This window comes from Bradyrhizobium sp. LB8.2, from assembly GCF_040548035.1.
Lineage (GTDB): Bacteria > Pseudomonadota > Alphaproteobacteria > Rhizobiales > Xanthobacteraceae > Bradyrhizobium.
In genome coordinates, this window is sequence record NZ_JBEPQV010000004.1 from 142,599 (window position 1) to 167,882 (window position 25,284).

Consider the following 25,284-nt stretch of genomic DNA (forward strand, 5'->3'; position numbering starts at 1 on the left):
ATGCTTGATTAAATTTAATAGTGAGGGTTAATTGTCTTATAATGTTGGTTCAATAAAAGGTCTTCAATCTTGATACCCTTCCTGGATATGAAAGCCCAATATAGCCAGATCAAGCCGGAAATCGACGCCGCGGTCGCTAGAGTCGTGGGCAGCGGGCACTTTGTGCTCGGCCCAGAGGTGGCTGCCTTCGAGGGCCGCTTTGCGGAGTATTGCCGGGCCGCCCATTGCCGCGCGGTGAACAGCGGAACTTCGGCGCTTCACCTTGCCTTGTTGGCGGCCGGCATCGGACCCGGTGACGAAGTCATCACGGTATCCATGACGTTCGTTGCGACAACCGCAGCCATTCTCTACAGCGGCGCCAGGCCCGTGTTTGTCGACGTTGACCCGGTAACATGGACGATGCATCCCGGCTCGATCGAAGCTGCGATAACACCACGAACCAAAGCGATCCTGCCGGTCCATCTCCACGGGCTGATGGCCGACATGGATCCCATCATGGAGATCGCGCGTCGCCACGGTCTGATCGTCATCGAGGACGCTGCGCAGGCGCATGGCGCGGAATATCGCGGACGTCGCGCAGGCTCGATCGGCGATCTGGGATGCTTCAGCTTTTACCCCGGCAAGAATCTTGGAGCGTTTGGCGAGGGTGGGGCCGTCGTAACCGATCGGCCTGAATTGGCGCGCCGCGTGTCACTGCTGCGGGATTGGGGACAGGAGACGAAATACAATCACGTCATTTCCGGATACAACTATCGCATGGACGAAATTCAGGGCGCGATACTGAACGTCAAGCTGGACTACATTGAGCGCTGGACGGAAGCGCGTCGGTCGGTCGCTGAGCGATACAATGCACTGCTGTCTGATCTCCCATTCGCGCGTCCCCAGCCGCCCGGCTATGCCCGGCACGTGTATCACGTCTATGCGGTCAGAGCGTCGTGCCGCGATGACGCGCTGGCGCTGTTGCGTGACGCGGGCATCAGCGCCGGGATCCACTATCCCGTTCCGGTGCATCAGCAGAGGGCCTATGCAGACCTCGGTTATCGTGCCGGTGATCTGCCCGTCACTGAGATGCTTGCGAACGATTTTCTCTCTCTTCCCATTTATCCGGAGTTGCTGCCGGAACAGGTCGTCGAGGTTGTCTCCACACTGAGGAACGCGGCGGCACTGCGGCCCAGCGATGTGGTCAGCGACCGAGCAGAGCATCCACAAAGCGTCATGACATGGTCCCACAACAGGAGAGCGTCTTGATTGATCTCAAGGGAAAACGCGTTCTGGTCACCGGCGGCGCGGGTTTCATCGGCTCCCACATCGTTGATCTGCTCTGCGACGAGGGCTGCATCGAGATCGTTGCCATCGACAACATGATAAGAGGCCGGCCGGAAAATCTCCGGCGCGCGCTCGGGCGTGGGCCGGTGAGAATGGTGCACGGCGACATTCGTGATCGCAAGCTGATGGAAGCGTTGCTCAAAGCTGCCGATATCGTCTTTCACCAGGCCGCACTCCGCATCACTCATTGTGCGGCCGAACCACGCCTGGCCAAGGAGGTCATGGTGGACGCCACCTATGACCTGCTGGAGCTGTGCATCAAGCACGATATCGAGAAGATCATCGCTGCGTCCTCGGCATCCGTATATGGCATGGCCGAGGAGTTTCCGACGACCGAGCGGCAGAATCCATACAACAACCGAACTCTCTATGGAGCCGCCAAGGCGTTTAACGAGGGCCTGCTGCGGGCCTTCAACGATGCATACGGCCTCGACTACGTCGCATTCCGATATTTCAACGTCTACGGTAGCCGGATGGACATCCACGGACGGTACACCGAAGTCTTGATCCGCTGGATGGAGCGGCTGGAAGCCGGATTACCTCCGATTATTTTTGGTGACGGCCATCAGTCCATGGATTTCGTCCACGTCCGCGACATCGCCCGTGCCAATATCCTTGCGGCCAGGGCAAAGGTCACTGATGAGGTCTTCAACGTCGGGAGCGGCACGGAAACCAGCCTGACGGAGTTGGCTACGGCGCTTGCCTCTGTGATGGGGCGCCGCGGCCTGGCACCCGAATTCGCGCCGGCGCGCTCGGTTAATCCGGTGCCTCGACGGCTGGCATCGACGGGCAAGGCAGAGCGTTTGCTGGGGTTCCGCACCACGGTTTCGCTGGAGCAGGGGCTCGCCGATCTCGTGAGATGGTGGCGATCCGAACGCGAACTTGCTTCCGGTCGCCAGCGGCAGGCGGCGGCATCGTGATTCCGATCGCGTCGCCGCTGCTTGGGGACGAAGAGGCCGATGCTGCGCGCGCCGTCGTGCTGTCGGGCTGGGTATCGCAAGGCCCGGAGGTGGCCGCGTTCGAGGGTGAGTTCGCTGCACTTGTTGGCGCGCCGCACGCTTGTGCCGTCGCCAATTGTACGACTGCCCTGCAGCTCGCCTTGGTGGCGTTGGAGATCGGCACCGGCGACGAGGTGATCACGGTCAGCCACTCCTTCATTGCGACCGCGAACGTCATCCGATATCAGGGCGCCACTCCCGTTTTTGTCGATATCGACCCGGAGACCTACAATTTGGATTGCGCTCGGCTGGCCGAAGCCATCACCGAGCGCACGCGCGCGATCATCGCGGTCCATCAGATGGGCATGCCGTGTGACATGGCAGCGCTCATCGCTGTGGCGCGACGCCACGGGATCGCGGTGATCGAGGACGCGGCCTGTGCCGCCGGATCGCAGATTCGGATGAACGGTGAATGGGAGCCGATCGGCAAGCCGCATGGCGACATTGCCTGCTTTTCCTTCCATCCGCGAAAGGTGATCACGACGGGTGAGGGTGGAATGCTCACCACTGCCGACGCCGAGCTTGACCGTAGGTTCCGGCTGCTGCGCCAACACGGTATGAGCGTTCCGGATATCGTCCGTCACGGGTCGCAGCGTGTCATTTTCGAGGCGTACGTCGTTCTCGGCTACAACTATCGAATGACAGATATGCAGGCTGCGATCGGCCGCAAACAGCTCGAGCGGCTTCCGCAGCTGATTGCGCGCCGGCGCAGGCTAGCATCCCGGTACGCTGAACTGCTTGGGAATATAGAGGGGCTGCTGTTGCCTTTCGAGCCGGAGTGGGCTCGATCCAACTGGCAGAGCTACTGTGTACGCTTGCCCGATCGCATCGATCAGAGGGCGACGATGCAATCGCTGCTGGATCAGGGCATCGCCACTCGTCGGGGCATCATGTGCTCTCATCGGGAGCTGCCTTACGCGAAGGCGAAGCAGCGCCATGGCCTTGGTCAATCAGAACTCTCACAGGATCGTTCTATCCTGCTGCCGATTTACGCGCAGATGAGCGAGGCAGAGCAGCTTCGCGTCGCAGAGTGCCTTAGAGCGGAACTGGCCCGGGGATAGCTATCGCGAGGCAGAGATTCGGCAGAAAATTGGTCGCTCTACGCGATCCCGCTTCCCTCGATGCACAGATGAATGCCGAATGACCAGGAAAGAGCAGCCGAAGCCCTCAAGGTGGAGCGGGTCCGGATGAGGGTCCCTACACAAGAGGCGACGGGCGCCGCAGCCGCCTCTTGTTTCGCGAGGTCGCCACAACAGGAGAAATCAAAGCGATGGCCAAGTTAGACGTCGTTGTCCCCTGCTACAACTACGGGCGCTTCCTGACGGACTGCGTACGAAGCGTGCTTGATCAATCCATCGCCGACGTTCGTATCCTCATCATCGACGACGCATCCTCAGATTCGTCTGTCGAAATCGCGCGCGGCCTCGCGGACAGAGATTCGCGCGTACGTGTTGTAGCGCACGCAAGCAACAAGGGACATATCGCGACATACAACGAGGGAATCGAGTGGGCGGACAGCGACTACTTTCTGCTGCTTTCCGCGGATGATTTGCTCGTGCCGGGAGCGTTCGAACGTGCGGCGAAAATCATGGATTCGTGTCCGGCGGTAGGATTGACTTATGGCGAATGCCTGGTGTGGCGTCGGGACACTCCTCGCCCATTCGTCAAGTCGGTCCAGGACTTGCGATGGACCAAGCAAGATGTGGTGGCGGACATGTGCCGGACCGCGTCCGACTTCGTGGCCACCGCGACAGCTATCGCGCGAACGACTGTCCAGAAGGCTGTAGGAGGCTATAGATCGTCGCTTCCTCACAGCGGCGATCTGGAGATGTGGCTCCGGTTTGGCGTGCATGCGGAGGTCGCCAAAATCGAGGCGGTGCAGGCGATCTATCGAAAGCACGATTCCGCTATGTCGAACGCCTATCTCGCGGAAATGCTGACGGAGTATGGACAGAGGAAAGCGGCGTTCGACAGCTTCTTCGAAACCTGTCGCGATCGACGCCGGGACATACCGTTGTTGCAGCGGCAGACGGCGCACTCGCTCGCCGATCAGGCCTTCGACACCGGGATCAATTATATCCGACGGGGGCGCATCGAGAGCGGCTTAGCGCTTCTACGCTGGGCCAGGAGCCTCGACTCGCGAATGCGCTACCTCCCGCCGGTATGGCGGCTCCTGCGGATGCCTGGGCCGGAGGGACGCCAAGGGCTCGCATCCTTGATGAGCAAATCGAATGCGCGATGCCGAAAGCTGTTGCAGAGGTCAGCCGCCGCTCCCTTCCTAGGCGCGGACAGGGATCGGCTGAGTTAAGTTATGACGAATAAGGTGCTCTTCCTCAGCCATGAGGCGTCGCGAACAGGGGCGCCAATCATGCTCCTCAACGTGCAACGCTGGCTTCGTCGCAATGATTCCATTTCCTTCCGGACAGTGACAGCCAGCCCGGGCGAACTCAGCAGTGAATTCGCCATGCTCGGCAAGGTCGACTCGGTCGAACCCAGTGATTTGCTTTATCGTGCGATGAGACGCTTCGATTTGCATCATTTCTTGCCGTCTAATCATCTGGCCCGCTTACAAGAAAATCTTTCCAAGGAGCGCTTCGGTCTCGTCTATGTCAATTCGATAGCTTCTGGTCGGTTGCTCGAACGATTACCTATTGGGGATTGCGAAGTCCTCTGTCACGTCCACGAGCTTGCGGGAGCCATACGAAGCGTCGGATTGATGAATCTGGCCGCGCTTGAACGGCGTCGAGCCCGATATATAGCGGTGTCCGATGCTGTGAAGGATTGCCTGATCGGGGATTTCGACATCGCGCCCCACCGGATCGAGGTCGTCGAGCCGTTCATTCCTGAGCTCGAAGCCGCTTCCACCGACGCGGAGGATGCGCGCCTCAGGCTCGCGCACGAGTTGGAAATTTCGCCTGACGTAAGGATTGTGTGCGGTTGCGGCTCGATCGAGGCGCGAAAGGGCACGGATTTGTTCATAGAGGTCGCTCGACAGGTCGCCGGCGGCGTCAGTGGGCGAAATGTCCTATTCGTGTGGGTGGGCGGCGCGCCGGACAAAGTCAAAAGTATGCGGCGCAGGCTCAAAAACGAGGCGCCGGCCACTCAGATACGCTTCGTTGGGCGAAAGGCCGATGTCGACAGATACTTTGCTGCATCGGACGTTTTTCTCCTCACGTCGCGCGAGGAGGCGTTCGGCCTCGTGGTTCTGGAAGCAGCTCGGCGCAACACGCCCACTATCTGCTTCGACGCAAGCGATGCAGCGCGGAGATTTGTCGAACCGGACGCCGGATTCAGCGTGGCCAAGTTTGATGTTGGGGAGATGAGTCGGAAAGTCATCGAGTTCCTCTCGTCCCCTTCGCTGCGAGAGCAAATGGGACGCGCGGCGAAACGCAAATTTGAGAGGCGCCATACCCCCGGGCAGGGGGGGCGAGCGATAGCGTCGCTCATCCAGGATGCGATAAAACGGAAACATGGCGCGACGCCGAGTGAAGACCTCACCCAGCTTGCGCAAAATAAAACTGAATAATTGCGGCGCCACGCCCAGTCCGTCGACATCCTTATTCCGCGACCGCATGGACGCGGCCCGCAGCGTTCTCGATTAATTGGTCGGAAGCGTACGAGTTCTGGTGATCGATGATGCTTCATTGGGCGATTAGTTGGAGGTGCAGAGCTTCGCTCGCCTCCGAGCGGCGTGCCGATGTGATTTGGCATGCGCGCAGTCGAGGGCATAAACGTCCAAACTCGCCCTCCGAAGAATACGAATGAACGACCCCATTTTTTCATCGAGAGCTTGATTACGAACTGCCGTGGGAGCTAATATAATCGGTGAGTAGATTATTATTAGGTGGCGACCCCGCAATGTGTCCGAGCGATAATTATGATAACTATCATGTGTATACCTGTGCTCGATCGACGGACGTCGAAACCCTCGATCGCGACCTTCGGCGCTCGCCAGCGATTGCCAGAGGTGACGTAAAGCTCACGATCCTATGGAATCAGCCTAGCGCTTCCGGCGCCTATGCCCGGGCCGTCGCAAGTGCGAGAGAAGATATCCTCATTTTTGCCCATTGCGACGTTTTCTTCCCCGAATACTGGTTTGAGCGGCTGGACTGGGAAATCCGAGGGCTCACTCAGCAAGACAGCAGCTGGGCCGTGGCTGGAACGAGCAGCGTCACTGCGGCGGGGGAAGTGGTTGGTCGTACGTGGGATCCCTCTCTTGCCCCGTTATTTCCCGAAACGGGAGGTATTCATGGAGGGGAGCTGAAGGCACCTGTCCGAGTGGTCAGCGTGGATGAATTGGCGATCATTGTTCGCCGAGACTCGGGCGTATCGTTCGATCCCTTGCTGCCAGAGTTCCACCTCTATGGGGCAGACATCGTCCTCGAAGCACAGAGGCTGAGCAGATCCTGTTACGGTCTGGACTTGCCGTTGATTCACAACGCCAAGGCACAGTTATCGCTGGGGCGCGACTACGTTCGATCCTATCATTACATGGTGCGGAAATGGCGAGATCGCCTTCCCGTCCAGACCACGTGCGGGACCATCACCCGCAATCCGCTTGTCCTACCGATGCGTCGCCTGCGGATGCACCATAAGGCAATGTTCCGACGGTCAACGTATTCGACGCAGCGGGCGTTGGATCCTGACGCAAAGTCGAGGGAACTGGGAATGGATCGGATTCTGGCTGCTTCTTTGCCGGAGAATGGCTGCCTGACGCCGACGTAATTCAGTCGGGTTTTCTTACCGAGCGCGGTGTCTCCTGAGGCGCATTAACGTTCGCGATTAGAAACCAATTTAATTGGCTTGCTGAAAATAATATTATAATGTATCATGGTTTAATAATGTCGGCCGTCAAGAGGGCGGCATTCGAGGGACGTCATTTGCCCCGCCGAACGGGGAAGAGGTAGAAATGGTTGCCACAGCTGTGCTGCCGCTGTCTGCAGGGTCCCAATGTCTCGACATCAAGTCTCTCCTTCCGTTGGATAAAATGCGCCGCCATGCTGATGCGTGGGCCGAGCAGTACCGAGACAATCAGCCCTTTTCTCACATCGGAATTGATGCCTTTTTTGATGAAGGGGTCATTAGAAAAGTCGCCGAGGAATTTCCGGGGGAATTCGAGAGCTCGTGGAATCGGACCTTTCTCGATGCCGGCGCGTATGAGGAGCAGAAGCTCGGACTCGACCGCTTTGAAGAGTTTCCGCCTTACATTCAGCAATTCGTCAGTTCGCTAAATTCGCGACTCTTTCTCGATTTTCTCGAGCGCCTCACCGGCATTGACGGCCTCATTCCCGATCCTTACCTCGTTGGTGGCGGGTTGCACATGATTCCGCGTGGAGGTCGTCTCGCCATCCACGCGGACTTCAACAAGCACAAGAAGCTGAGGCTGGACCGCCGGCTCAATCTGCTGGTCTATTTGAACCATGATTGGAAGCAGGAGTGGGGCGGAGCCCTCGAATTTTGGGATAAGTGCGTCAAGGCAAGGCAAAAGGCCTATCTACCGATTGCGAATCGGATCGTTGTATTCTCAACGACCGATACTGCCTATCACGGACATCCCGATCCTTTGACGAGTCCCAAAGGAAAGTATCGCAAATCGATCGCGCTCTACTACTACACCAATGGTCGACCAGAAGACGAAATGTCCGAAGACCACACGACGATTTTCAGAATGCGGCCGGGCGAGGTCAGAAGGCGAACGTCTCTTGAGGTCATCAAGCCTTTCATCCCGCCCATCGTCTGGCAGATTCCGAGAATTTTCAGGCGCTGATCGTCTTTCATTCGGCGGCTTCTGCATGGTGAAGAGCGTCCTGTGGCAGGCATTGCGAGCTGATCGGTCCAACAGGTAGGGAGATATTCGTTGAGGAACCGTGTCCCCAACGTTGCGGTAGCCAAGGGCTCAGTGGAGCGGGAGCCCTGGCTGGTTACGAGTGCCGGTGCGGCGCCGCAAGGCGCCCATCCATTCGCGACATGGCTGTTCTTTCTTGGCGTCGTATTGCCCGGCGACATGAGCTTTTTGCTCGGGGGCGCGAAGTTCAATCCTGAACGGCTCGTCATCGCTCTGCTCTTAATTCCGGCCCTGTTCTTGTTGCTGCAGAAGGGACGGCGGTTCGTTGCCTGCGATCTGTTCGTCTTGCTGGCGTCAGTATGGATGCTGGGAGTATCAGCACAGGAGAACCGTTCCTCCGAATTGTCGTCGGCGGGTGCGGTGACGCTCGAACTCCTGGGCGGCTATATTGTCGGCCGCGCATTCTTTTTCGGCCACTTGGCGGTCGCCGAGTTCATCAAGGTCTTGAAGGTCGCAGTCGCAATAATCGTCGCTGTCGCAATGCTCGACGATATGTCGGGAAAGCTCATTATCAATAGCTTTCTCGGGCTAAACAGCGAGCCGGAGTACAGGAACGGCCTGATGAGAGCGGCGTCGATCTTTCCGCACGCGATCTCCTATGGGACATTCTGCACAGCTGCCGGAGCGATATTTCTGTACTCGGAGAGACGCCGGTTGTCTCAGATTGGCTGGGTTGGGGTTGCTTTCCTCGGATGCTTCCTGGCGATGTCTTCAGCCCCTATGTTGATGTTCATCGTAGTTTTGTCGGTCTACAGCTATGATCGGCTCATGAAATCCTCTCCATGGCGATGGAAAGCGTTCGCCGCGGTCATCGGAGCCGTGCTCGCCTTCATCTATCTCACCACCAACAATCCGACTTCCTGGATCATCGCGCACCTCACCCTCGATCCCTCTACAGGATATTTTCGCAAGGCCACATGGGATCGCGCATTCTACAACATTGGTTTCTCTCCCTTGGTGGGCTTTGGATTCGGCGATATTGGCGAAGGTCTGGAATTCTTCGACAACGCTTCGGTGGATGCCGTTTGGCTGGTCATCGCGCTCCGGTTTGGTGTTCCGATCGTCGTCTTCATACTACTGGCCAATGTGACCTCATTCTTCGTCGGGTTTGGACGAAAGACCGTTGGCCCGACGCTGGATGTTTACATGGACTTAATGCGATCTGGCTTTACGCTTGCGGTAATGACGTTCGTGCTGGTCGGACTAACCGTGCACTATTGGAACACCATGTGGATGATTTGGGGTGCGTATATCGGTATACGGGCTTCACTATACGAACATTTTCTGGGGACGAGACATCTTAGCGAGCTTTGCTCTGCCTGGTATGGTCCTCCGATCTATGTTCCGGCGACCGAGCGTCGATGGTAGGTGTCCATGCAGCTGCCTTTGACAACCGCCGTTGGAGGCTTTCTTGCCTGCTCATTTGCTGCCGCAGTGGCACTGAACACAGCATACTCTCTCGTAGGAGCGGCCGAGGACACGGGTGCGCCGCGGGCGTATAGCGAGAAAGGCGATCGGGCCTCCAGTGCACCCCATTGCGACGTTCAGTATCCCTCGCTGCTAAGCCGATACCGCGCGCGTCCTCCTTGGCCTGTTGCTGGAGTCGACTATTGCGTGGGCCATCCAGCGGCGATCGAGCTCAAGGATCCTGGCGCAATGTCGTTGGCCGGGATAACAGTCGATCGCAAGATGCGCATCGTCACCGTAACGGGAAACGGCATCACGCTGGATGGTTATGACTTCTCTCTCGATGGTGGCTGGGGCGTCGTTGTCCACGGAGACAATACAAAGATTCAGAACTCAAATTTCTTTGTTGGCGCCAATAGCAACAAGCCCATCCTTGCAGCCGTGTCGTCGTCGAACGTGACAGTCGCCTATTGTACGATTGACGGCCACAACGACCCCAACGTCAGCGGTCTTATTGAAAGTCGTGGTTCAGGTACTCTGAGCGTCCAGTATTGCTGGCTGAAGAACGCCGGCGGCGACATGGTTCAAATGCACAATGGCGGTCGGGCAGCGGGCCTCGTTCTTCAATACAATCTCATTCAGAATGCTGGTATGGCGCCTGGCGCGCACGGCGACTACACGGAGTTCATTGACGGACCGTTCACGGTGACTATCGAGTACAACACGACTGCCCAGAGTGGAGGAGCGAGTCAGGGGTTCATGGTCGAGCCTGATATTGGCTCCAACTCTGGCAGAATCATCTCGGGCGAAATCGGCAACAACACGTTCACCGGCGCAGTCAACGCATTCACCGGCGTCACTGTCGCCGATATCGTGAACACGTTTACCGTGCGCGACAATTATTTCGATCCTTCGAGGACCTCGTCGGGATTGGCATTTGGCGGTTCCATCCGCGGCGGACCCAACGACAACAGCGCCAAGTCGATCTATGTGCGCAACGTGAACATGCTCACGGGCGCCATTGTGCAGGATGTCAAGGCAAGTGAGATTCCTCATCGCTGATCGCTAAGGTCGTGTATCGGCTCGGCTCCGTCAGCGTCGTGTAGGGTCGGGATGAGGGGCCAAGGGAGTGTTCATCAGGTCAACGCCATGAACGAAATCATTGCGCGCCACCAAATTAGGGTTGTTAGAACCCGCTCCGAGATCGAGGCTCTTCGAGAGTTTTGGAACTCGTGCAAACCCGCTCGAGATGCGGATATCGACTTTTTCCTATTTATCCTGGACGTATATCCGCAGATTCAGCGACCTCACATCGTGGTTCTCTACGAAGGAGGGCTTCCCAGCGCACTTCTTGTGGGTCGATTGGAGGCGAGCCATGTGCCCGTCAAGCTGGGGTATTTTGCTCTTCCGGTTCCCGAACTGAGAGTGCTGCAGATTGTGCATGGCGGCTGGCTGGGAGCGATCTCCGAGCACAACGCAAGGATGCTGCTTGGGAACATCATGAATTCGCTGGCAGCCGGGGAGGCCGATGCAGTCTCATTTCATTCTCCCGAGGTCAATTCCCCTCTCGTCAAATATGCCCGCGATCTTCCTTCCTGGTGGTGCGCCGATCATTTGATAAACCCACAAGCTCATCGATTGTGCGAACTTCCCGAGAAAGCCGCTTCGTTCCTGGCCGGTCTTCCGAAGAAGGGGCGATATAACCAGCGCAAACGCGTCGAAAATATCTCTCGTGCTTTCGCGGACAGCAGAATCGAGCGATTTGGTTCGTCGGCTGAACTCGACGAGTTAATTCGAGACGCGGAGATCATCGCGGCCAAATCCTATCAGCGGGGGCTGGGTGTAGGGTTCTCGGAAACGCCGGTCATCCGATCGCGTCTCCGTTTTGAAGCAAGCAAGGGTTGGCTGCAAGGATACATTCTTTATCTCGACGGCCAACCGGTCGCCTTCTGGATCGGGTCGCTCCGCAATGGGGTCTTTCTCAGCGAGTATGTTTCCTACGATCCAGCCTACGCGAAGTATGGCCCCGGCCTCCACCTGATTCTAAGCATCTTGGAAGAACTACAGGCGTCGTCGAGCGGGCCGGTGCGGCTGGTCGACTTTGGTATCGGCGACGCAACTTACAAGGAAATGCTGGCCAACCTCTCAAGGCAGGAGGCGACGGTTTATATCTTTGCCCCGCGATTGAAGGCGGTCTGCATCAACCTCCTGCGCACCTCGATCGGTAAGTTGAACCTTCTGGCCAAGATTCTGCTGCGGAGATCGTGGCTTGCAGGAATCAAGCGAAAGTGGCGAACGGGGGTTAGCGGTCAACCGTCCTATCGGGTGCCTCCGTCATGACTGTTACGCCCGTGGATAGCAGCGGAACATGCATGTGCCAGAGGACGTACTTCCCGGAGTCTTTGTGGGAGAACCTGGATGCGTTCGTCGTAGGGCGGATCGAGCGTTTGAGCGCGAGGTCGCAATGAGCATCTCACTAGGTGTGCTGATGCCGCTGCCACTCAACGGAATGGGAGTCGGCTATACGTGCACTTCCCTCGCAAAAGGCATGGCGAGCGAGAATTTCGATGTGACGATCGTGACGCCGCGTGCGCAGTGGGCGTTGCCATCGGTACAGCTAATCGAGGTCCTGCCGGATTGGGCGCGATACATCCCATACCGGTGCGTGCGACGCTGGGTCGGCCGTACAATCGAGGGCGTATTTCTCTCTTGTATCGATGATTTTCAATCCGAGAGGTCGGCAGCCTATCTTTGGCCGGATGCAAGCCTGGAGACCATCCGGGACTTGAAACGGCGCGGAGTTACTGTTTTTCGTGAACAGTTCAATTGCCATACCGGGACAGCAAAGAGGATTCTTGATCATGCGTACGAGCGGCTTGGAGTAAGGCCGTCGCATGGGATCACGGCCGAGAAGGTCGATCGTGAGACACAAGTCCTAGAGGCGGTGGATTACGTGTTTTGTCCCGGTCCACTAGTCGAGGCCTCGTTGTTGGAGAACGGCGTGCCTCGATCCAAGTTCTTGAACGCCAGTTATGGCTGGGAGCCGGCGCGCCTTTTCGGAAAGCGGCCGTTGCTCGAACCGAGCGCTGGCGTCACAGCGGTGTTTGTTGGAGCCATTTGTGTGCGGAAAGGAGCTCATCTGCTCCTGGACTATTGGGCACAGAGCAGGGTGAAGGGAAGGCTTGTGCTTGCAGGGGAGATGGAGCCTGCCATCAGGGAGAAGTGCGCCAGCCTTCTTGCCAGAGATGATGTGATCGTATTGGACTATCTTAGAGATGTTGGCGCGCTTTATCGATCGGCCGATCTCTTCATTTTTCCTTCGTTGGAGGAGGGGAGTCCGTTGGTCATCTACGAAGCGTGCGGCGCTGGACTTCCGGTCGTCACGACGGAGATGGGGGCGGGGCGGTTCGTGCGAGACGGTCATGAAGGTTTTGTGCTCGATCCCTACGATGCGCCCCGTTGGGTCGAGACTATTCGTTCGCTGGCTGGCGACCTCGAGCTTCGACGAGCAATGTCGGAAGCCGCTGCCGAGCGTGCAGAGCATTTCGTCTGGGCTGAGGTCGCCAGTCAGCGTCGTCAGCAGATCAAGGAATGTCTTGGCCATGGCCTCTGATCGCGCAAAGCTTGCCGTGCTGATTGTCGCGTATCGCAATCCCGATGACATTCAGCGTTGTTTGAGGTCGCTCGCAGCGTCCGATTGGCAGGAGTTTGAAGTCTTTGTTTGCGAAAATGGAGGGAAAGAAGCGTTCGAAACGTTGGCGGCTGCGCTTATCGATCAGGAGCGGATGCTGCCATGCATTCAAGATGAAGATGATGCCGTAGACGCGCCCGGCGGACGGTTTGGCTTTGTATTTAAATGTCGATTTCAGAACCGGGCAGTAATTGTTCGACTTGGACTTGCGACAGATAATCTCGGTTATGGCGGCGGGATAAACGCCTGGCTCGAACGCCTGCTCGGCACGCCGGGCTGGGAAGCTGTGCTCGTTCTTAATCCCGATACCGAGGTCCACGATAGCTGCCTGACGGAATTCATGTCCAAAGCAGATCAGGGTTTCGGAATGATTGGCGGCACCCTGGTTTTCGATCATGCGCCCGACAAGATCATCAATTACGGACTTCACTGGTCGCCGATCACGGGCCGGGTTCTCGCAGTCGGCAGAAATTTGGCGGCCGGCACTTCTCCCACACCTGAGGTGCTTTCCCGGATCGATTCGATTAGTGGCGCCTGCGTGCTGGTGACGCGTGCGTTTATCGAGGACGTCGGATTGATGGCCGAGGACTATTTTCTCTATATGGAGGATGTTGACTGGGGTCGTCGCCGTGGGAAGCACAGAATTGGCTTCGCGGAGCGGGCGATCATACGTCACGTTGGCGGCACTGCTATCGGTTCTGCGATTGATCCCAAAAAGCAATCCTTCCTTTCGGTCTATCTGTCTGCGCGCAATAGCATCCTCTTCGCGCGCCGATGGGCTGGACGCCGGTGGGTGCTTCACTTTGGATGGGGTTTGCTGCACGCTTTCCGATACGCAGCGATTGGCGCACCTCTTGCCGCAAAGATTACCCTCGTCGGCCTAATGGACGGCGCGCAGGGAAAGACGGGTAAACCCGACGCTTCTGTGCGATTGCCTCAGTCCAGCTAGGCGCTGCACATTTCCAGCTTCGGTCTCTAGGGGCGGCTTGTAACTGTCAGTCTTGCGCGAGCGGGGATATCGGAAAACGCGTCGATCGGGCGGCACTGGTTCAGGCGCTGTAATACGGGCTCCAAGAGCTGGGTCTGAGTCCGCGCGGCCTGGGTCGGAGCGACCGGAGTTCTTTAACCTTCGATCGAGAGCAGCTTCGCTGGAATTGGTTAGGCTCGGCAAAATATTGTGGCATTGGCTTGGCGCAATGCCTTCCTTCGATTTACTGTTCGCGATGTTTCGGGTTATGTCCCCCAATTAAGACGGTTATTTCGAGCGGGATTATTAATTTGCAACGCAAATTCTCTAGCACCTCTTAGTGTCAATCCATCACTGGCAAATTTGGCCGCTGGCGTTCTCAGCGTCCGGCAATGATGCCGTTTTTGTCTGTGGATTGCGTCGCAGTACCGGGTTTAATTCGGTAAAACGCGAGAGTATGGCGGTCTGAGCCAGACATCACCCCAGCACGGCCTAGATATAGTCCAACAAAAGTCCGTGGTACTCGGCCAAGAGTCGCCGCGGCCGAGATGCTCGGCTTTTAAAGATAGCGTGTCGCTTGGGGGACCTTCGTGGTTGAGCGCATGCCTATCGGGTATTAAATCAGGAGAACAGGGTAGATGGCAATTAACGACGGCTCCGCAAATGCGCCAACTGGAACGCCGCAGCTTCCGAACTTGCTCGATTCCTACGGTGCGAACCGGCCCGGATGGAATGCCGCGGGCGTGGATTACTACGTGGGGACGCCTCAGGGTTTGGTTCTGAAAAACCCGGGGACGATCTCGATGGCCGGGGTATCGGTGGATACGACCAATCACACCATCACAGTGACCGGCAGCAACGTTACGCTCGACGGCTATGACTTCTCGCTCAACGGTGGCTGGGGCGTCGTTGTCCAGGGCGCCAATGCAAAGATTATGGATTCCAACTTCCTGGTCGGGTCCAACAGCAACAAACCCGTCTTAGCGTCGTCGTCGTCGTCGAATTTGACGGTCATGTACTGCACGATTGATGGCAACAACAACGGCAGCGTCAGTGGCCTCATCGAAAATCGCGGTTCGGGTACGCTGACCGTGGAGTATTCTTGGCTCAAGAATGCCGGCGGCGACATGATTCAAATGCACAATGGCGGCAAGTCGGCCGGCCTTGTCGCTGAGTACAATCTGATTCAGAACGCCGGAATGGCAGCCGGTGCGCACGGCGACTACACCGAGTTCATGGATGGGCCGTTTACGGCCACCATCATGTACAACACCACCACCCAGAATGGGGGGGCGTCCCAGGGCTTCATGGTGGAGCCTGACATCGGTAGCAGCCCGGGCACAGTTGTCTCCGGCGAAATCGGCAACAATACACTCACCGGCAGCGTCAACGCGTTCACTGCCGTCACGGTGGCAGATATCCAGAATACCTTCACCGTCCACGACAACTACTTCGATTCCTCCACTTCGTCTTCGGGATTGGCGTTCGGCGGTGTCCGTGGCGGTCCCAACGACTCCAGCTCCAAGTCGATCTATGTGCACAACGTCAATATGACGAATGGTGCCGTCCTTCAGGACGCCAATGCGCCAACATCCCCGTCCGGATCGACTTCCGGCTCAACTTCGACCGGTTCGACTGCCCCGAATGCACCCACTATCGCCTCCTTCTCGACCGATAGCGGCACCGCAGGCGACAAGATCACCAACGACAATACCATCGAGCTCAAGGGTGCCGCTGCTGCCGGGAGCACTGTCAAGATCTACGACGGTACGACCCAAATCGGTTCGACAACTGCGAACTCGAGCGGCAATTGGGACTACATCACAAAGGTCCTGACTGACGCCAAGCATACGCTCACTGCAACGGCAACCAATTCGTCGGGGCAGACCAGCGCGGCATCGTCTGCGCTGGCAGTCACCGTGGACACCAAAGCGCCGACCGCGCCGACCATTGGCAGCCATACGGTGAACAGCGCCAATCAAGCGGTGATGTCGGGCAATGCCGAAGCGAGCAGCGTCGTAAAGGTGTTCGACGGCACGACCCAGATCGGGACCTCGACGACCAACAGCAGCGGCGTGTGGGCCTATACCACCGCCGCCCTTGCGACCGGTTCGCACAGCCTCACCGCGAAGGCAATGGACGTGGCGGGTAATACCAGTGTGGCGTCTACCGTGGTCACGGCCAGCACCGGTACCTCGACGTCCCCCACCACACCGACGTCCCCCACCACGCCGACGTCGCCAACTGCTGGCACGGTGATCGAGTCGGCTGGCGCGACACGTCTCGTGGAGAGTGGTGACAAATACTACCTCAACACCAGCACCGGGACGGGCCCGTCCCTGAAGTCTCACGGCGTGGATTTTGTCGACGGGTCAGACGGCACCTGGGCGCCGATTGGTGCGGAGAAGACGGCCACGGGCTATGAGGTTGTCTGGAAGGAGGCGAGCAGCGGTCACTACACGGCCTGGAACACTGACAACAACGGCAACTACGTTTCCCAGGTCAGCGCCCTTACCGGCTCCACGTCGGGCGGCTACGTGTCGGGTACGGACTCGGGCCTTAAGTCGCTCGAGACGACCTTCCACCAGGATCTGAACGGTGACGGGCAGATCGGTGCTACCAGTTCGACCACACCGACGTCGCCAACGCCAACTGCTGGCACGGTAATCGAGTCGGCTGGTGCAACACGTCTCGTTGAGAGTAACGACAAATACTATCTCAACAGCAGCACCGGGACGGGCCCGTCCCTGAAGTCTCACGGCGTGGATTTTGTCGACGCGGCAGATGGCACCTGGGCGCCGATTGGTGCGGAGAAGACGGCTGCGGGCTATCAGGTCGTCTGGAAGGAGGCGAGCACGGGTCAGTACACGGCGTGGAACACCGATAGCAACGGCAACTACGTTTCCCATGTCAGCAGCCTGACCGGCTCCACGTCCGGCGGCTCCGTGTCGGGCACGAACTCTGGGCTTAAATCGCTCGAGACCAGCTTTCACCAGGATCTCAATGGTGACGGGCAGATTGGTGCTTCCAGCGTAGCTACGTCGTCCACGAGCACCAGTCAGGTCGTTGCTACTTCGAGTTCGACAGGCAGCAACATACAGACGAGCACATCAGGCAATGACGTCTTCGTTGGCACCAGCAAGGCCGACACTTTCTCGTTTGCCGCGAATTTCGGCAACGACGTCATCAAGGGCTTCGTTGCCGGCGGACTTGCCCACGACACGGTCGAGTTCAGCAAGACCGTGTTCGACAGTTTCGCGAGCGTTCTCTCCCACGCGGCCCAGTCAGGCGGCGACGTCGTGATCGCGACGGGGAGCGACACGCTCACGCTGAAGAATACCAAGCTGGATGCGTTGAACAGCCACGACTTCCACTTCGCGTAGGGGACGGGCCAACCACACCGATTAGTACTCAATAACTGCCTCGGGGGATCTCTTGGGGGATCTTCCGAGGCATGTTTCAAGGGCGGGTGCCATGACTGACTTTGGACGGCGGGGGATGATTCCCCCGCCCGCGAATTTTTATCGAATCCCACTTATGCGTCTGTCAGCACTATGGGCGGCCGGGCGGCAGTGGGCGGAAGACGCCGAATTGCGGACACCGCGACTGATCAGCTGTGCAAAGCGTCCGGTGGAAGCCCTCCGGCAACGGATGTTCGCTGGTCGACCCCGGCCGGCGGAGGACTATGACGAGCCCCAGTCAGAGATGTCGGCTTTCCTGCGCTCTTGCCGCCGGGTTTTCTGGGCTCTCGCGGCCTTCAGCGGGATGAGCAATCTCCTTATGCTCACCGGGTCGTTTTTCATGCTGCAAGTCTATGATCGGGTGCTGCCCGGGCGCAGCATACCGACGCTGATCGCCCTTTTGGTTCTGGCCACGGTTCTCTACCTGTTTCAGGGTGGGCTCGACCTCGTCAGGAGCAGGATCAGCGCCCGGGTCGGCCGGTATTTCGATGAAAGGCTCGGCGTTCGAATATTCGACGCGCTTGTTCGCCTGCCTCTCAAGACCAGGGCCGATGGCGATGGCTTGCAGCCGGTGCGGGACCTTGATCAGGTCCGCAGCTTCCTGTCGAGCGGAGGACCGACGGCGCTCTTCGATCTGCCTTGGATGCCGATCTATCTCGGCGTCTGCTTCCTCTTTCACTTCTGGATCGGCGTCACTGCGCTGGCCGGCGCGCTGGTGCTGATCGGCATTACGATGCTCACGGAAACACGCACCCGAGGGCCGGCAAAGGCGTCCTCGCGCCTAGCCGTTTCGCGAACTGCCCTTGCGCTCGAGGGGCGGCGAAATGCCGAGGTTCTGCAGGCCATGGGCATGCGGCAACAAGCGGCTTTCCGATGGCGGGATGCCAACGCGAAGTACCTCGCCGCCCATGAGCGGGCCAGCGATGCCGCAAACGGCCTCGGTGGCGCCTCCAAGATCTTTCGGGCGATATTGCAATCGCTTGTTCTCGCCGTTGGCGCCGTCCTCGTCATCAACCAGGAATCGAGCGCGGGCATCATCATTGCCGGATCGATTCTCACCGCGCGTGCACTGGCGCCCGTCGAAATGGCTATTGCGAACTGGAAAGGTTTCGTCGCCGCGCGGCAATCGGGGCAACGGCTCGATCACTTGCTGAAGCTTCTGCCTAACGAGGAGAAGCGCCTGGCATTGCCGGCGCCTGTTGAAACCCTCACCGCCGAGCAACTCTATATTGGCGCCCCGAACTCCGAGAGGCCCACCCTCAGCGAAGTATCGTTCCAGCTGCGGAGCGGGCAGGCGGTTGGAATCATTGGTCCGAGCGGATCCGGCAAGTCGACGTTGGCTCGTGCACTGGTTGGGGTGTGGCCGTGCATTCGAGGCAGGGTCCGGCTCGACAATGCCGCGCTCGATCACTGGTCTTCAGACACCCTTGGCAAGCACATCGGTTATCTGCCTCAGGACGTTGAATTGTTCGACGGCAGCATCGCAATGAACATTGCTCGGTTCGACCCGGAGGCAACGGCCGCTGCTGTTCTGGAAGCCTCACATGCTGCGGGCGCGCACCACCTCATCCTTTCCCTCCCGGACGGCTACAGCACGAAGATTGGTGAGGGAGGGCTAGCGCTGTCGGCGGGTCAGCGGCAGCGTATCGGGCTCGCGCGCGCATTTTTCGGCAAGCCCTTCCTGGTAGTGCTTGATGAGCCGTCTTCCAATCTCGATGCCGAGGGCGAGGAGGCCTTGACCGAGGCGATCCTGAACGTGCGCCGCCGGGGAGGAATTGTCGCCGTTGTCGCCCATCGTCCGAAGGCGCTGGAAGGTGTGGACCATGTCTTGTGCCTTGGCGAAGGCAGGGTTCAGTCCTTCGGCAAGAGAGAGGAGGTTCTCAAGAGAGTGTTGCGAAATCCCGCAGCGCTCAAGGTCGTCGCGGAAGCTCAAGGAGGCGGTCGATGAACGGCCAAGTGGCACCGGCGATGCGATCCATCCAGCGTTACATGATCGTCGGTATGATCATGTTCGGTTTGGTAACCTTTGGGATCGGCGGTTGGGCAACAACGACCCAATTGTCTGGCGCGGTAATCGCCCAGGGCGTGGTCGTGGTGGATTCGAGCGTCAAGAAGGTTCAGCATTCCACTGGTGGGATCGTGGGAGAGTTGCGCGTGCGGGAGGGCGCCCGGGTCAATGCAGGGGACATCTTGATCCGCCTCGACGAGACCCAGACGCTCGCGAATGCGACCATCGTCACAAACAGCCTCGATGAGCTGTTCGCGCGGCAGGCTCGTCTCGAGGCCGAGCGCGATGGCGCCGAGCAGGTTATGTTTCCAAAGCTGCTGCTCGACCGGGCCGACGAGAGTAACTCCGAGGCGAGCCGTGCAATCACCGCGGAGCGGAAGCTGTTCGACCTGCGTCGTCAGGCGAGAAGCGGCCAAAAAGCGCAGTTGCTGGAGAAAAGCGCGCAGCTGGAAAATGAGATCAAGGGCTATACAGGGCAGACCGAGGCCAAGGTGAAGGAAGTCGATTTCATCCGCCAGGAGCTGGAGGGCGTTCGCAGCCTCTGGCAAAAAAATCTGGTGCCGATCACGCGGCTCAATTCTCTCGAGCGCGATGCCGCCCGGCTCGAAGGCGAGCGCAGCCAGCTGGCAGGAATGATTGCTCAGTCGAAAGGTAAGATTTCCGAAATCGGACTCCAGATCATTCAGATCGACCAGGACCTACGAACGGAAGTCGGCAAGGACCTGATCGAAACGCGATCGAAACTCTCTGAGCTGGGCGAGCGCAAAACTGCGGCGGTCGATCAACTGAATCGGGTCGATATCAGGGCACCGCAATCCGGACGTGTCCATGAGCTGAGCGTCCACACGGTTGGTGGTGTAATCTCTCCCGGCGAGCAGATCATGCTGATCGTGCCCGACGCGGACACGCTTGCGGTTGAGGTCAAGATCGCACCGCGCGATATCGACCAGGTCTATCTGGGGCAGACCGCGACGATGCGCTTCGCGGCATTCAACCAGAAGACTACGCCCGAAATCGATGGAGATGTCAGCATGGTCTCCGCAGACATCACACAGGATCAGCGTGCCGGCACGAGTTACTACACGGGCCGCGTCCTGCTGAAGCCCGAAGAGCTGGCGAAACTCGGGTCAGCCAAGCTGCTGCCCGGAATGCCGGTGGAGGTCTTCATCAAGACGGGAGGTCGGACCGCGTTGTCCTATCTGCTCAAGCCGCTGCACGACCAGGCGGAGCGCGCCTTCAAGGAGCGCTGAGTCTTCGCGGAAGATCGCAGCACTCGACTGCACGCATTCGGGGCTGGCGCCTTTATCCATGGGCACCGGCGTCGCGCCCAGCGCTGAAAGCACGGCTGAGCGGCCCGACGCATCCGCAGCGGGCGTGCCTGGCCGACGAAAGCGCGTCACAAGCCGGGACGGAGTCTGCGGTCGGGTTTCAAGGCCCGACCGCGGCGTTCTGGTGATGTCTGGTCGCCGCAAGAGATTTGACGGGGCGAACGTGGTGAGATCACCCCACCGCCTGATCAACCGCAGTAAATTGCGCAGCTTTCGACGGATTGACCGTGACGGATGCCTGTTGCCCGTGGGCGAGACTACCGATCGCTCGAACGACCGCCCGCTCAGTACGTCCATTCGCCTAGCGTACAGGGTCATCGCCGCTACGAAGACAAGTATGGTGGCTTCAGCCCCCAGAATGACGAGTAGCTCATCTGGCATGTGAGATCTGTCCCGCCCGAGGAAGCACTGGTTGAGGGTTTGGCCTCGATGAGTAATTAAATCAACCAGTAACATTAATAAGGGGCGTGATATTGTTGCCCCGACTCTGGATCCGCGAAGCACTTCCGTGCCGCGCATGGTGGGCCCACTGGACACCCGAGCTGATCAAGACCTCTCGCTCCATTCATCCTTCCCGTTCTTCCCTCAGGGGGCGCGGGCTGCGGCCCCTTGCGTGCGACGCCGCGCCATTTGATTTTAAATATGTTATTGCGGATTAAATGAGACATAAATAGGATTAAATATTATAACCTAAGACAAGCCGTTCCCGCGACCGGCGCGGCCGCGCTGGGTGGGTGAATCCGGGCCTCAATTTGGCGTTCGCAGGGGGATCGGTAGATGCAACGAACCTTGGGACCAGTCGTCGCGGCAGCCGTAACCATCATGATTGGAGGTATTCAGTGCGGGCGGGCGGCATCGTTGGCCGTGCCAGAGGCTCCACAAGCGCCTCTTACCCATATCGAGCTTGGACGCCCGACGCTTCCGCCCCTCACTTATACGGCGTTTTGCCTGCGCCATGAGGCCGAATGTCGCCCGCGGCGCTTCTTCCGCGGCGGGCCGATCCGGTTGACGGAGAAGCGATCGGCGGAGCTGCGGGAAATCAATCGCACGGTCAATTTGGCGATAGTGCCGTTTCGCAACGAGCTCGGACTTGCTGGCGAGACCTGGATCATCAACCCCCCTCGTGGCGATTGCAATGATTACGCGGTGAGCAAGCGCCACGAGCTGCTTCAGCGCGGCTGGCCGGCGCGGGTCCTGCTATTGAGCGAAGTCGTGGTCGGCTCCGGAGAGCACCACCTGGTGCTTCTCGTGCGTACCCGGAGCGGCGATCTCGTCCTCGACAATCTCGCGCCGCAGATCAAGCCTTGGTCGAGGGCGCCTTATCGCTGGATTCGCGTGCAGAGCCCGACCGACAACCGGTTGTGGGCGGCGGTCGGACGCGAAGGGGCGTAAGCGAACGGGCGCTGGCATCGCGCTGCGCAAATCTCCGGCGTCCATAAAAGGTCTGCACTAGTACAATTGCAAAACAATTTAATACGGAATGCGATAAACTCTATAATAATCAAAAGCATGAGAACAGTAAATGGAGCTCCGAGGTAACCTAAAGGCTGAGAAGGTTCGAAAGGCGAAGATTGTTCCGTCTTCGAGCAATGATGTGGTGACACGCTTCAAGCTCCTCGACCAAACCAGAGCAGGAGCGAATCCCGGCCGGCGCCAACATCCGTCATGGCATTATCTGGTCTTGTGGTATGCGACCTCCGTCGCGTTGCTTTTGCTATTTCCAATATTGAGTTTTGGCGTGCCATTGTGGCGGCTTCCCACCGCGCAGTCGCTTCCATTTGGCTGTCTTGTGGTGTCTTTCGTCCTAAGCGCCGCATGTACTCTCTTGATCCGCCCCTCATCGACGGGGCGGGGATTGGGCGGAATAATCGCGTCCACAATGGCGATTTTTGGTGTGGTCTTCTTGGGGTTTGTCCTCACCAGAACCGATTATTCCCGCGCCGTCACGCTCGGGATTTTCACGTCTGCCCTGGTGCTCGTCCCCGCCCCGTACTTCGTAGGAACTGCGGCGCTGCACCAAGCTCTGGCGCTTGGCGGGCTGCTGGCAGCGGCGGCCGCGGGATTGTTCGCGTTGCGAGTTACACCCGATGTAGCGGTGCACAGTAATACCTTGATCAAGACTGAGTTCTACAATTTAGACGTTCACACTTATTCGAACGCGTTTCCAAAATCTGCGGTGCGCGGCGGCGCACTGGCCCGGATCGGCGATCGTTATCTTCTCGTGAGCGGAGACGGTCATCTCCATGTCTTCTCCTGGGAAGCGGTCGACCACATGACCGTCCACACGCTGCCGTATCCGGTACCGATCAACGGCCAGGCGTTTTCCGCGGCTGCAGGCCGTCCATGGGCAGACCGCTCCGACTGGGTGCCTCAAGAGACCCAGAGCAGAGAGGCCGGACACGAGATTCTTAATCCTGAGTGGTTCCGTACGTATGACCTGCTGGTTCAGGAGGTCGGCGCCAGTACACGCATTTTCGTATCGCACGCTTACTGGCATGTTGGTCCGGAATGTTGGACCGAACGCATCTCCGTCCTCGAGGCGAACCGCGCGGCATTACTTCGCGGCGAATCTGCCTCCAGATGGAGAACTCTATATGAGACCTCACCTTGCCTGCCAGTGCGCGGCGAACACCGCCGCCGCGGGATTCCTTTTGTCGGCTATTTTGGTGGGGGCCGGATGGCTCTCCTAAATCCGGAAACGCTGCTGTTGACCGTCGGTGATTTTGGCTTCGACGGGGCCGCCTCGGTTCACGCCTATGCGCAGGACCCGGCGGCCTCGTACGGCAAAACACTGGCCATTAACATTACGGATGGAAACACTACAATTTTTACGATTGGTCACCGAAATGCGGAAGGCCTCTATATTGATCGGTCTGGAACGATTTGGTCGACCGAGCATGGCCCGCAGGGCGGCGACGAACTCAATCAGCTGGTCCGGGGCGCAAATTATGGTTGGCCATTTGCGACCTATGGAACAGACTATGGTTCGTTCTCGTGGCCGCTCAATAAACCTGATGCGGAGCAGAAGGGCTATGAAGCTCCAGTGTTCGCTTGGGTCCCTTCGATCGCAGTTTCTAATTTAATCGGGGTGGAGCGCGGATTGTTTGCGCAGTGGCAAGGTGATCTCCTGATCGCCACACTCAAGGCGGCGACGCTGTTTCGCGCGCGTGTGCGGGACGGTCAGGTCAAATACCTCGAGCCGATCGCGATCGGGAGTCGCATCCGCGACCTCATCGAGGGCAATGATGGCAGTCTTTTGCTATGGACGGATGAACAGAAATTGATCTCCCTTCGTCCCAAGGAAGGTGGCACGGGTGAAACTCTTTTCGCGGAGAAGTGTAGCGGCTGCCATCAGCCGAACTTGATGAGTGGCAATCGGATCGGACCAGATTTACTCGGCATTGTTGGTCGTCAAGTCGCGTCGGTGACGAACTATCCGGATTATTCATCAAGTTTGCGCCGGGTAGGGGGCACATGGACCGAAGAGCGCCTTAACGAGTTTCTCAAAGCACCAAGCGCCTTCTGTCCTGGAACGAGAATGGATTTCCCCGGTGATGCCAGCGCGACAGAACGCCGAGCCATCCTCAATTATCTACGTACGCTTTGACGGAGCACGTCGTGCCAGCTTTGTAATGTTACCATGCCTGCGAGCTGCGTCCGATATTCGCCCCAACGTTTAGTCGTTCGAGAAGATCTTTGGTCCAGAACAATCAGCCTCTGCCATCGTGGACTCTAACGCAAGATGTGTGCGCGGGTGGACACAGAAAATCGGCAGTACGTTGCGGCAAGATGGATTGTCTTGATCGTATGACGGCCTATTCGATGGCCACAAGCCGGAGCTAATTGTGCCCGACTTCAAGCGCTCCGTGAGCGGCATGGCGACGCCCCCCGACGCATCGGCCCGCTTACGAGTTTCCGGATCTCGTGGAGCAGCAACATGCGCTTTGTCTGTGCGGCATCGAGTAAGCCCTCGAACAGAACCAAGAACTCGCGCGCCTGCGCGTAGACTTCCGTGTTGATGGCGTCGCATCGAATCCATAGGACGCAAGACGCGCGTTGATCTCGACCGTGGCGATTGGATCGATCCGCGAGCTCAGCGCGTTTTGCAGCGTGTAGTACACGGCCTTGTCTTCGAACTCCGAGGCGATCACGACCATGCCGATGCGGCGGAGCGTGGCCTCAATCGCCTTTTGGCTATAAGTCTCAAGAAGCTTGTGGCGCGGTAAGCGGTAGCGCTGGATCTCCCAGGAGAG

Annotated in this window: 17 protein-coding genes; all 17 read left to right on the forward strand. The window is 58.4% G+C overall.

Annotation, left to right across the window (positions count from 1 at the left end):
- Positions 1–69 precede the first annotated feature (69 nt).
- Entirely contained in the window at positions 70–1,248 is a 1,179-nt protein-coding gene (locus ABIB06_RS07045; RefSeq protein ID WP_354045393.1) for a DegT/DnrJ/EryC1/StrS family aminotransferase, read from the forward strand.
- The gene (locus ABIB06_RS07050) at positions 1,221–2,246 is read left to right on the forward strand and encodes an NAD-dependent epimerase/dehydratase family protein (RefSeq protein ID WP_354068658.1); all 1,026 of its coding nucleotides are present in this window, start codon (positions 1,221–1,223) and stop codon (positions 2,244–2,246) included. Before ABIB06_RS07045 ends, ABIB06_RS07050 begins: the two co-directional genes overlap by 28 nt.
- The gene (locus tag ABIB06_RS07055) at positions 2,186–3,385 is read left to right on the forward strand and encodes a DegT/DnrJ/EryC1/StrS family aminotransferase (RefSeq protein ID WP_354045389.1); all 1,200 of its coding nucleotides are present in this window, start codon (positions 2,186–2,188) and stop codon (positions 3,383–3,385) included. The genes ABIB06_RS07050 and ABIB06_RS07055 overlap by 61 nt, the downstream gene beginning before the upstream one ends.
- A 209-nt stretch (positions 3,386–3,594) precedes the next feature.
- Entirely contained in the window at positions 3,595–4,632 is a 1,038-nt protein-coding gene (locus ABIB06_RS07060; RefSeq protein ID WP_354045387.1) for a glycosyltransferase family 2 protein, read from the forward strand.
- Between the two features lie 3 nt (positions 4,633–4,635).
- A complete protein-coding gene (locus ABIB06_RS07065) occupies positions 4,636–5,850 on the forward strand; it encodes a glycosyltransferase family 4 protein (RefSeq protein ID WP_354045385.1) in 1,215 nt (404 codons plus the stop codon).
- A 332-nt stretch (positions 5,851–6,182) separates the two neighbouring features.
- Positions 6,183–7,049 (forward strand): hypothetical protein, encoded by an 867-nt coding sequence (locus ABIB06_RS07070; RefSeq protein ID WP_354045383.1) that lies wholly within the window; start codon positions 6,183–6,185, stop codon positions 7,047–7,049.
- A gap of 184 nt (positions 7,050–7,233) precedes the next feature.
- Positions 7,234–8,091, forward strand: a complete 858-nt coding sequence (locus ABIB06_RS07075; RefSeq protein WP_354045381.1) for a 2OG-Fe(II) oxygenase — start codon at positions 7,234–7,236, stop codon at positions 8,089–8,091.
- Positions 8,092–8,181: 90 nt separating this feature from the next.
- The gene (locus ABIB06_RS07080; RefSeq protein WP_354045379.1) at positions 8,182–9,537 is read left to right on the forward strand and encodes an O-antigen ligase family protein; all 1,356 of its coding nucleotides are present in this window, start codon (positions 8,182–8,184) and stop codon (positions 9,535–9,537) included.
- A gap of 246 nt (positions 9,538–9,783) precedes the next feature.
- Positions 9,784–10,638 carry a hypothetical protein gene (locus ABIB06_RS07085; RefSeq protein WP_354045377.1) on the forward strand — a complete coding sequence of 285 codons (855 nt, stop codon included), beginning with the start codon at positions 9,784–9,786 and terminating at the stop codon, positions 10,636–10,638.
- An 87-nt stretch (positions 10,639–10,725) separates the two neighbouring features.
- Positions 10,726–11,916: a GNAT family N-acetyltransferase gene (locus tag ABIB06_RS07090; RefSeq protein ID WP_354045375.1), complete on the forward strand. Its 1,191-nt coding sequence runs from the start codon at positions 10,726–10,728 to the stop codon at positions 11,914–11,916.
- A gap of 124 nt (positions 11,917–12,040) precedes the next feature.
- Positions 12,041–13,189 (forward strand): glycosyltransferase family 4 protein, encoded by a 1,149-nt coding sequence (locus ABIB06_RS07095; RefSeq protein WP_354045374.1) that lies wholly within the window; start codon positions 12,041–12,043, stop codon positions 13,187–13,189.
- Positions 13,179–14,216: a glycosyltransferase family 2 protein gene (locus tag ABIB06_RS07100; protein ID WP_354045372.1), complete on the forward strand. Its 1,038-nt coding sequence runs from the start codon at positions 13,179–13,181 to the stop codon at positions 14,214–14,216. Before ABIB06_RS07095 ends, ABIB06_RS07100 begins: the two co-directional genes overlap by 11 nt.
- A 656-nt stretch (positions 14,217–14,872) precedes the next feature.
- Positions 14,873–17,617 (forward strand): Ig-like domain-containing protein, encoded by a 2,745-nt coding sequence (locus ABIB06_RS07105; protein WP_354045370.1) that lies wholly within the window; start codon positions 14,873–14,875, stop codon positions 17,615–17,617.
- 268 nt (positions 17,618–17,885) lie between these two features.
- Entirely contained in the window at positions 17,886–19,643 is a 1,758-nt protein-coding gene (locus ABIB06_RS07110; RefSeq protein ID WP_502916524.1) for a type I secretion system permease/ATPase, read from the forward strand.
- Positions 19,640–20,953, forward strand: a complete 1,314-nt coding sequence (locus tag ABIB06_RS07115) for an HlyD family type I secretion periplasmic adaptor subunit (protein ID WP_354045366.1) — start codon at positions 19,640–19,642, stop codon at positions 20,951–20,953. The genes ABIB06_RS07110 and ABIB06_RS07115 overlap by 4 nt, the downstream gene beginning before the upstream one ends.
- 900 nt (positions 20,954–21,853) lie before the next feature.
- On the forward strand, positions 21,854–22,423 hold the full coding sequence (locus ABIB06_RS07120; RefSeq protein WP_354068680.1) for a transglutaminase-like cysteine peptidase: 570 nt from the start codon (positions 21,854–21,856) through the stop codon (positions 22,421–22,423).
- A 487-nt stretch (positions 22,424–22,910) separates the two neighbouring features.
- Complete coding sequence (locus ABIB06_RS07125) at positions 22,911–24,638, forward strand: PQQ-dependent sugar dehydrogenase (RefSeq protein WP_354045362.1); 1,728 nt, start codon at positions 22,911–22,913, stop codon at positions 24,636–24,638.
- Positions 24,639–25,284: the final 646 nt, after the last annotated feature.

Excerpts from the sequence above, each read along its gene's own strand:
- ABIB06_RS07050 (WP_354068658.1), top strand. The coding sequence starts at position 1,221 with ATGGTCCCACAACAGGAGAGCGTCTTGATTGATCTCAAGGGAAAACGC.
- ABIB06_RS07055 (WP_354045389.1), top strand. The coding sequence starts at position 2,186 with ATGGTGGCGATCCGAACGCGAACTTGCTTCCGGTCGCCAGCGGCAGGC.
- ABIB06_RS07060 (WP_354045387.1), top strand. The coding sequence starts at position 3,595 with ATGGCCAAGTTAGACGTCGTTGTCCCCTGCTACAACTACGGGCGCTTC.
- ABIB06_RS07065 (WP_354045385.1), top strand. The coding sequence starts at position 4,636 with ATGACGAATAAGGTGCTCTTCCTCAGCCATGAGGCGTCGCGAACAGGG.
- ABIB06_RS07070 (WP_354045383.1), top strand. The coding sequence starts at position 6,183 with ATGTGTCCGAGCGATAATTATGATAACTATCATGTGTATACCTGTGCT.
- ABIB06_RS07075 (WP_354045381.1), top strand. The coding sequence starts at position 7,234 with ATGGTTGCCACAGCTGTGCTGCCGCTGTCTGCAGGGTCCCAATGTCTC.
- ABIB06_RS07090 (WP_354045375.1), top strand. The coding sequence starts at position 10,726 with ATGAACGAAATCATTGCGCGCCACCAAATTAGGGTTGTTAGAACCCGC.
- ABIB06_RS07095 (WP_354045374.1), top strand. The coding sequence starts at position 12,041 with ATGAGCATCTCACTAGGTGTGCTGATGCCGCTGCCACTCAACGGAATG.
- ABIB06_RS07100 (WP_354045372.1), top strand. The coding sequence starts at position 13,179 with ATGGCCTCTGATCGCGCAAAGCTTGCCGTGCTGATTGTCGCGTATCGC.
- ABIB06_RS07105 (WP_354045370.1), top strand. The coding sequence starts at position 14,873 with ATGGCAATTAACGACGGCTCCGCAAATGCGCCAACTGGAACGCCGCAG.
- ABIB06_RS07110 (WP_502916524.1), top strand. The coding sequence starts at position 17,886 with ATGTTCGCTGGTCGACCCCGGCCGGCGGAGGACTATGACGAGCCCCAG.
- ABIB06_RS07115 (WP_354045366.1), top strand. The coding sequence starts at position 19,640 with ATGAACGGCCAAGTGGCACCGGCGATGCGATCCATCCAGCGTTACATG.
- ABIB06_RS07120 (WP_354068680.1), top strand. The coding sequence starts at position 21,854 with ATGATTGGAGGTATTCAGTGCGGGCGGGCGGCATCGTTGGCCGTGCCA.
- ABIB06_RS07125 (WP_354045362.1), top strand. The coding sequence starts at position 22,911 with ATGGCGATTTTTGGTGTGGTCTTCTTGGGGTTTGTCCTCACCAGAACC.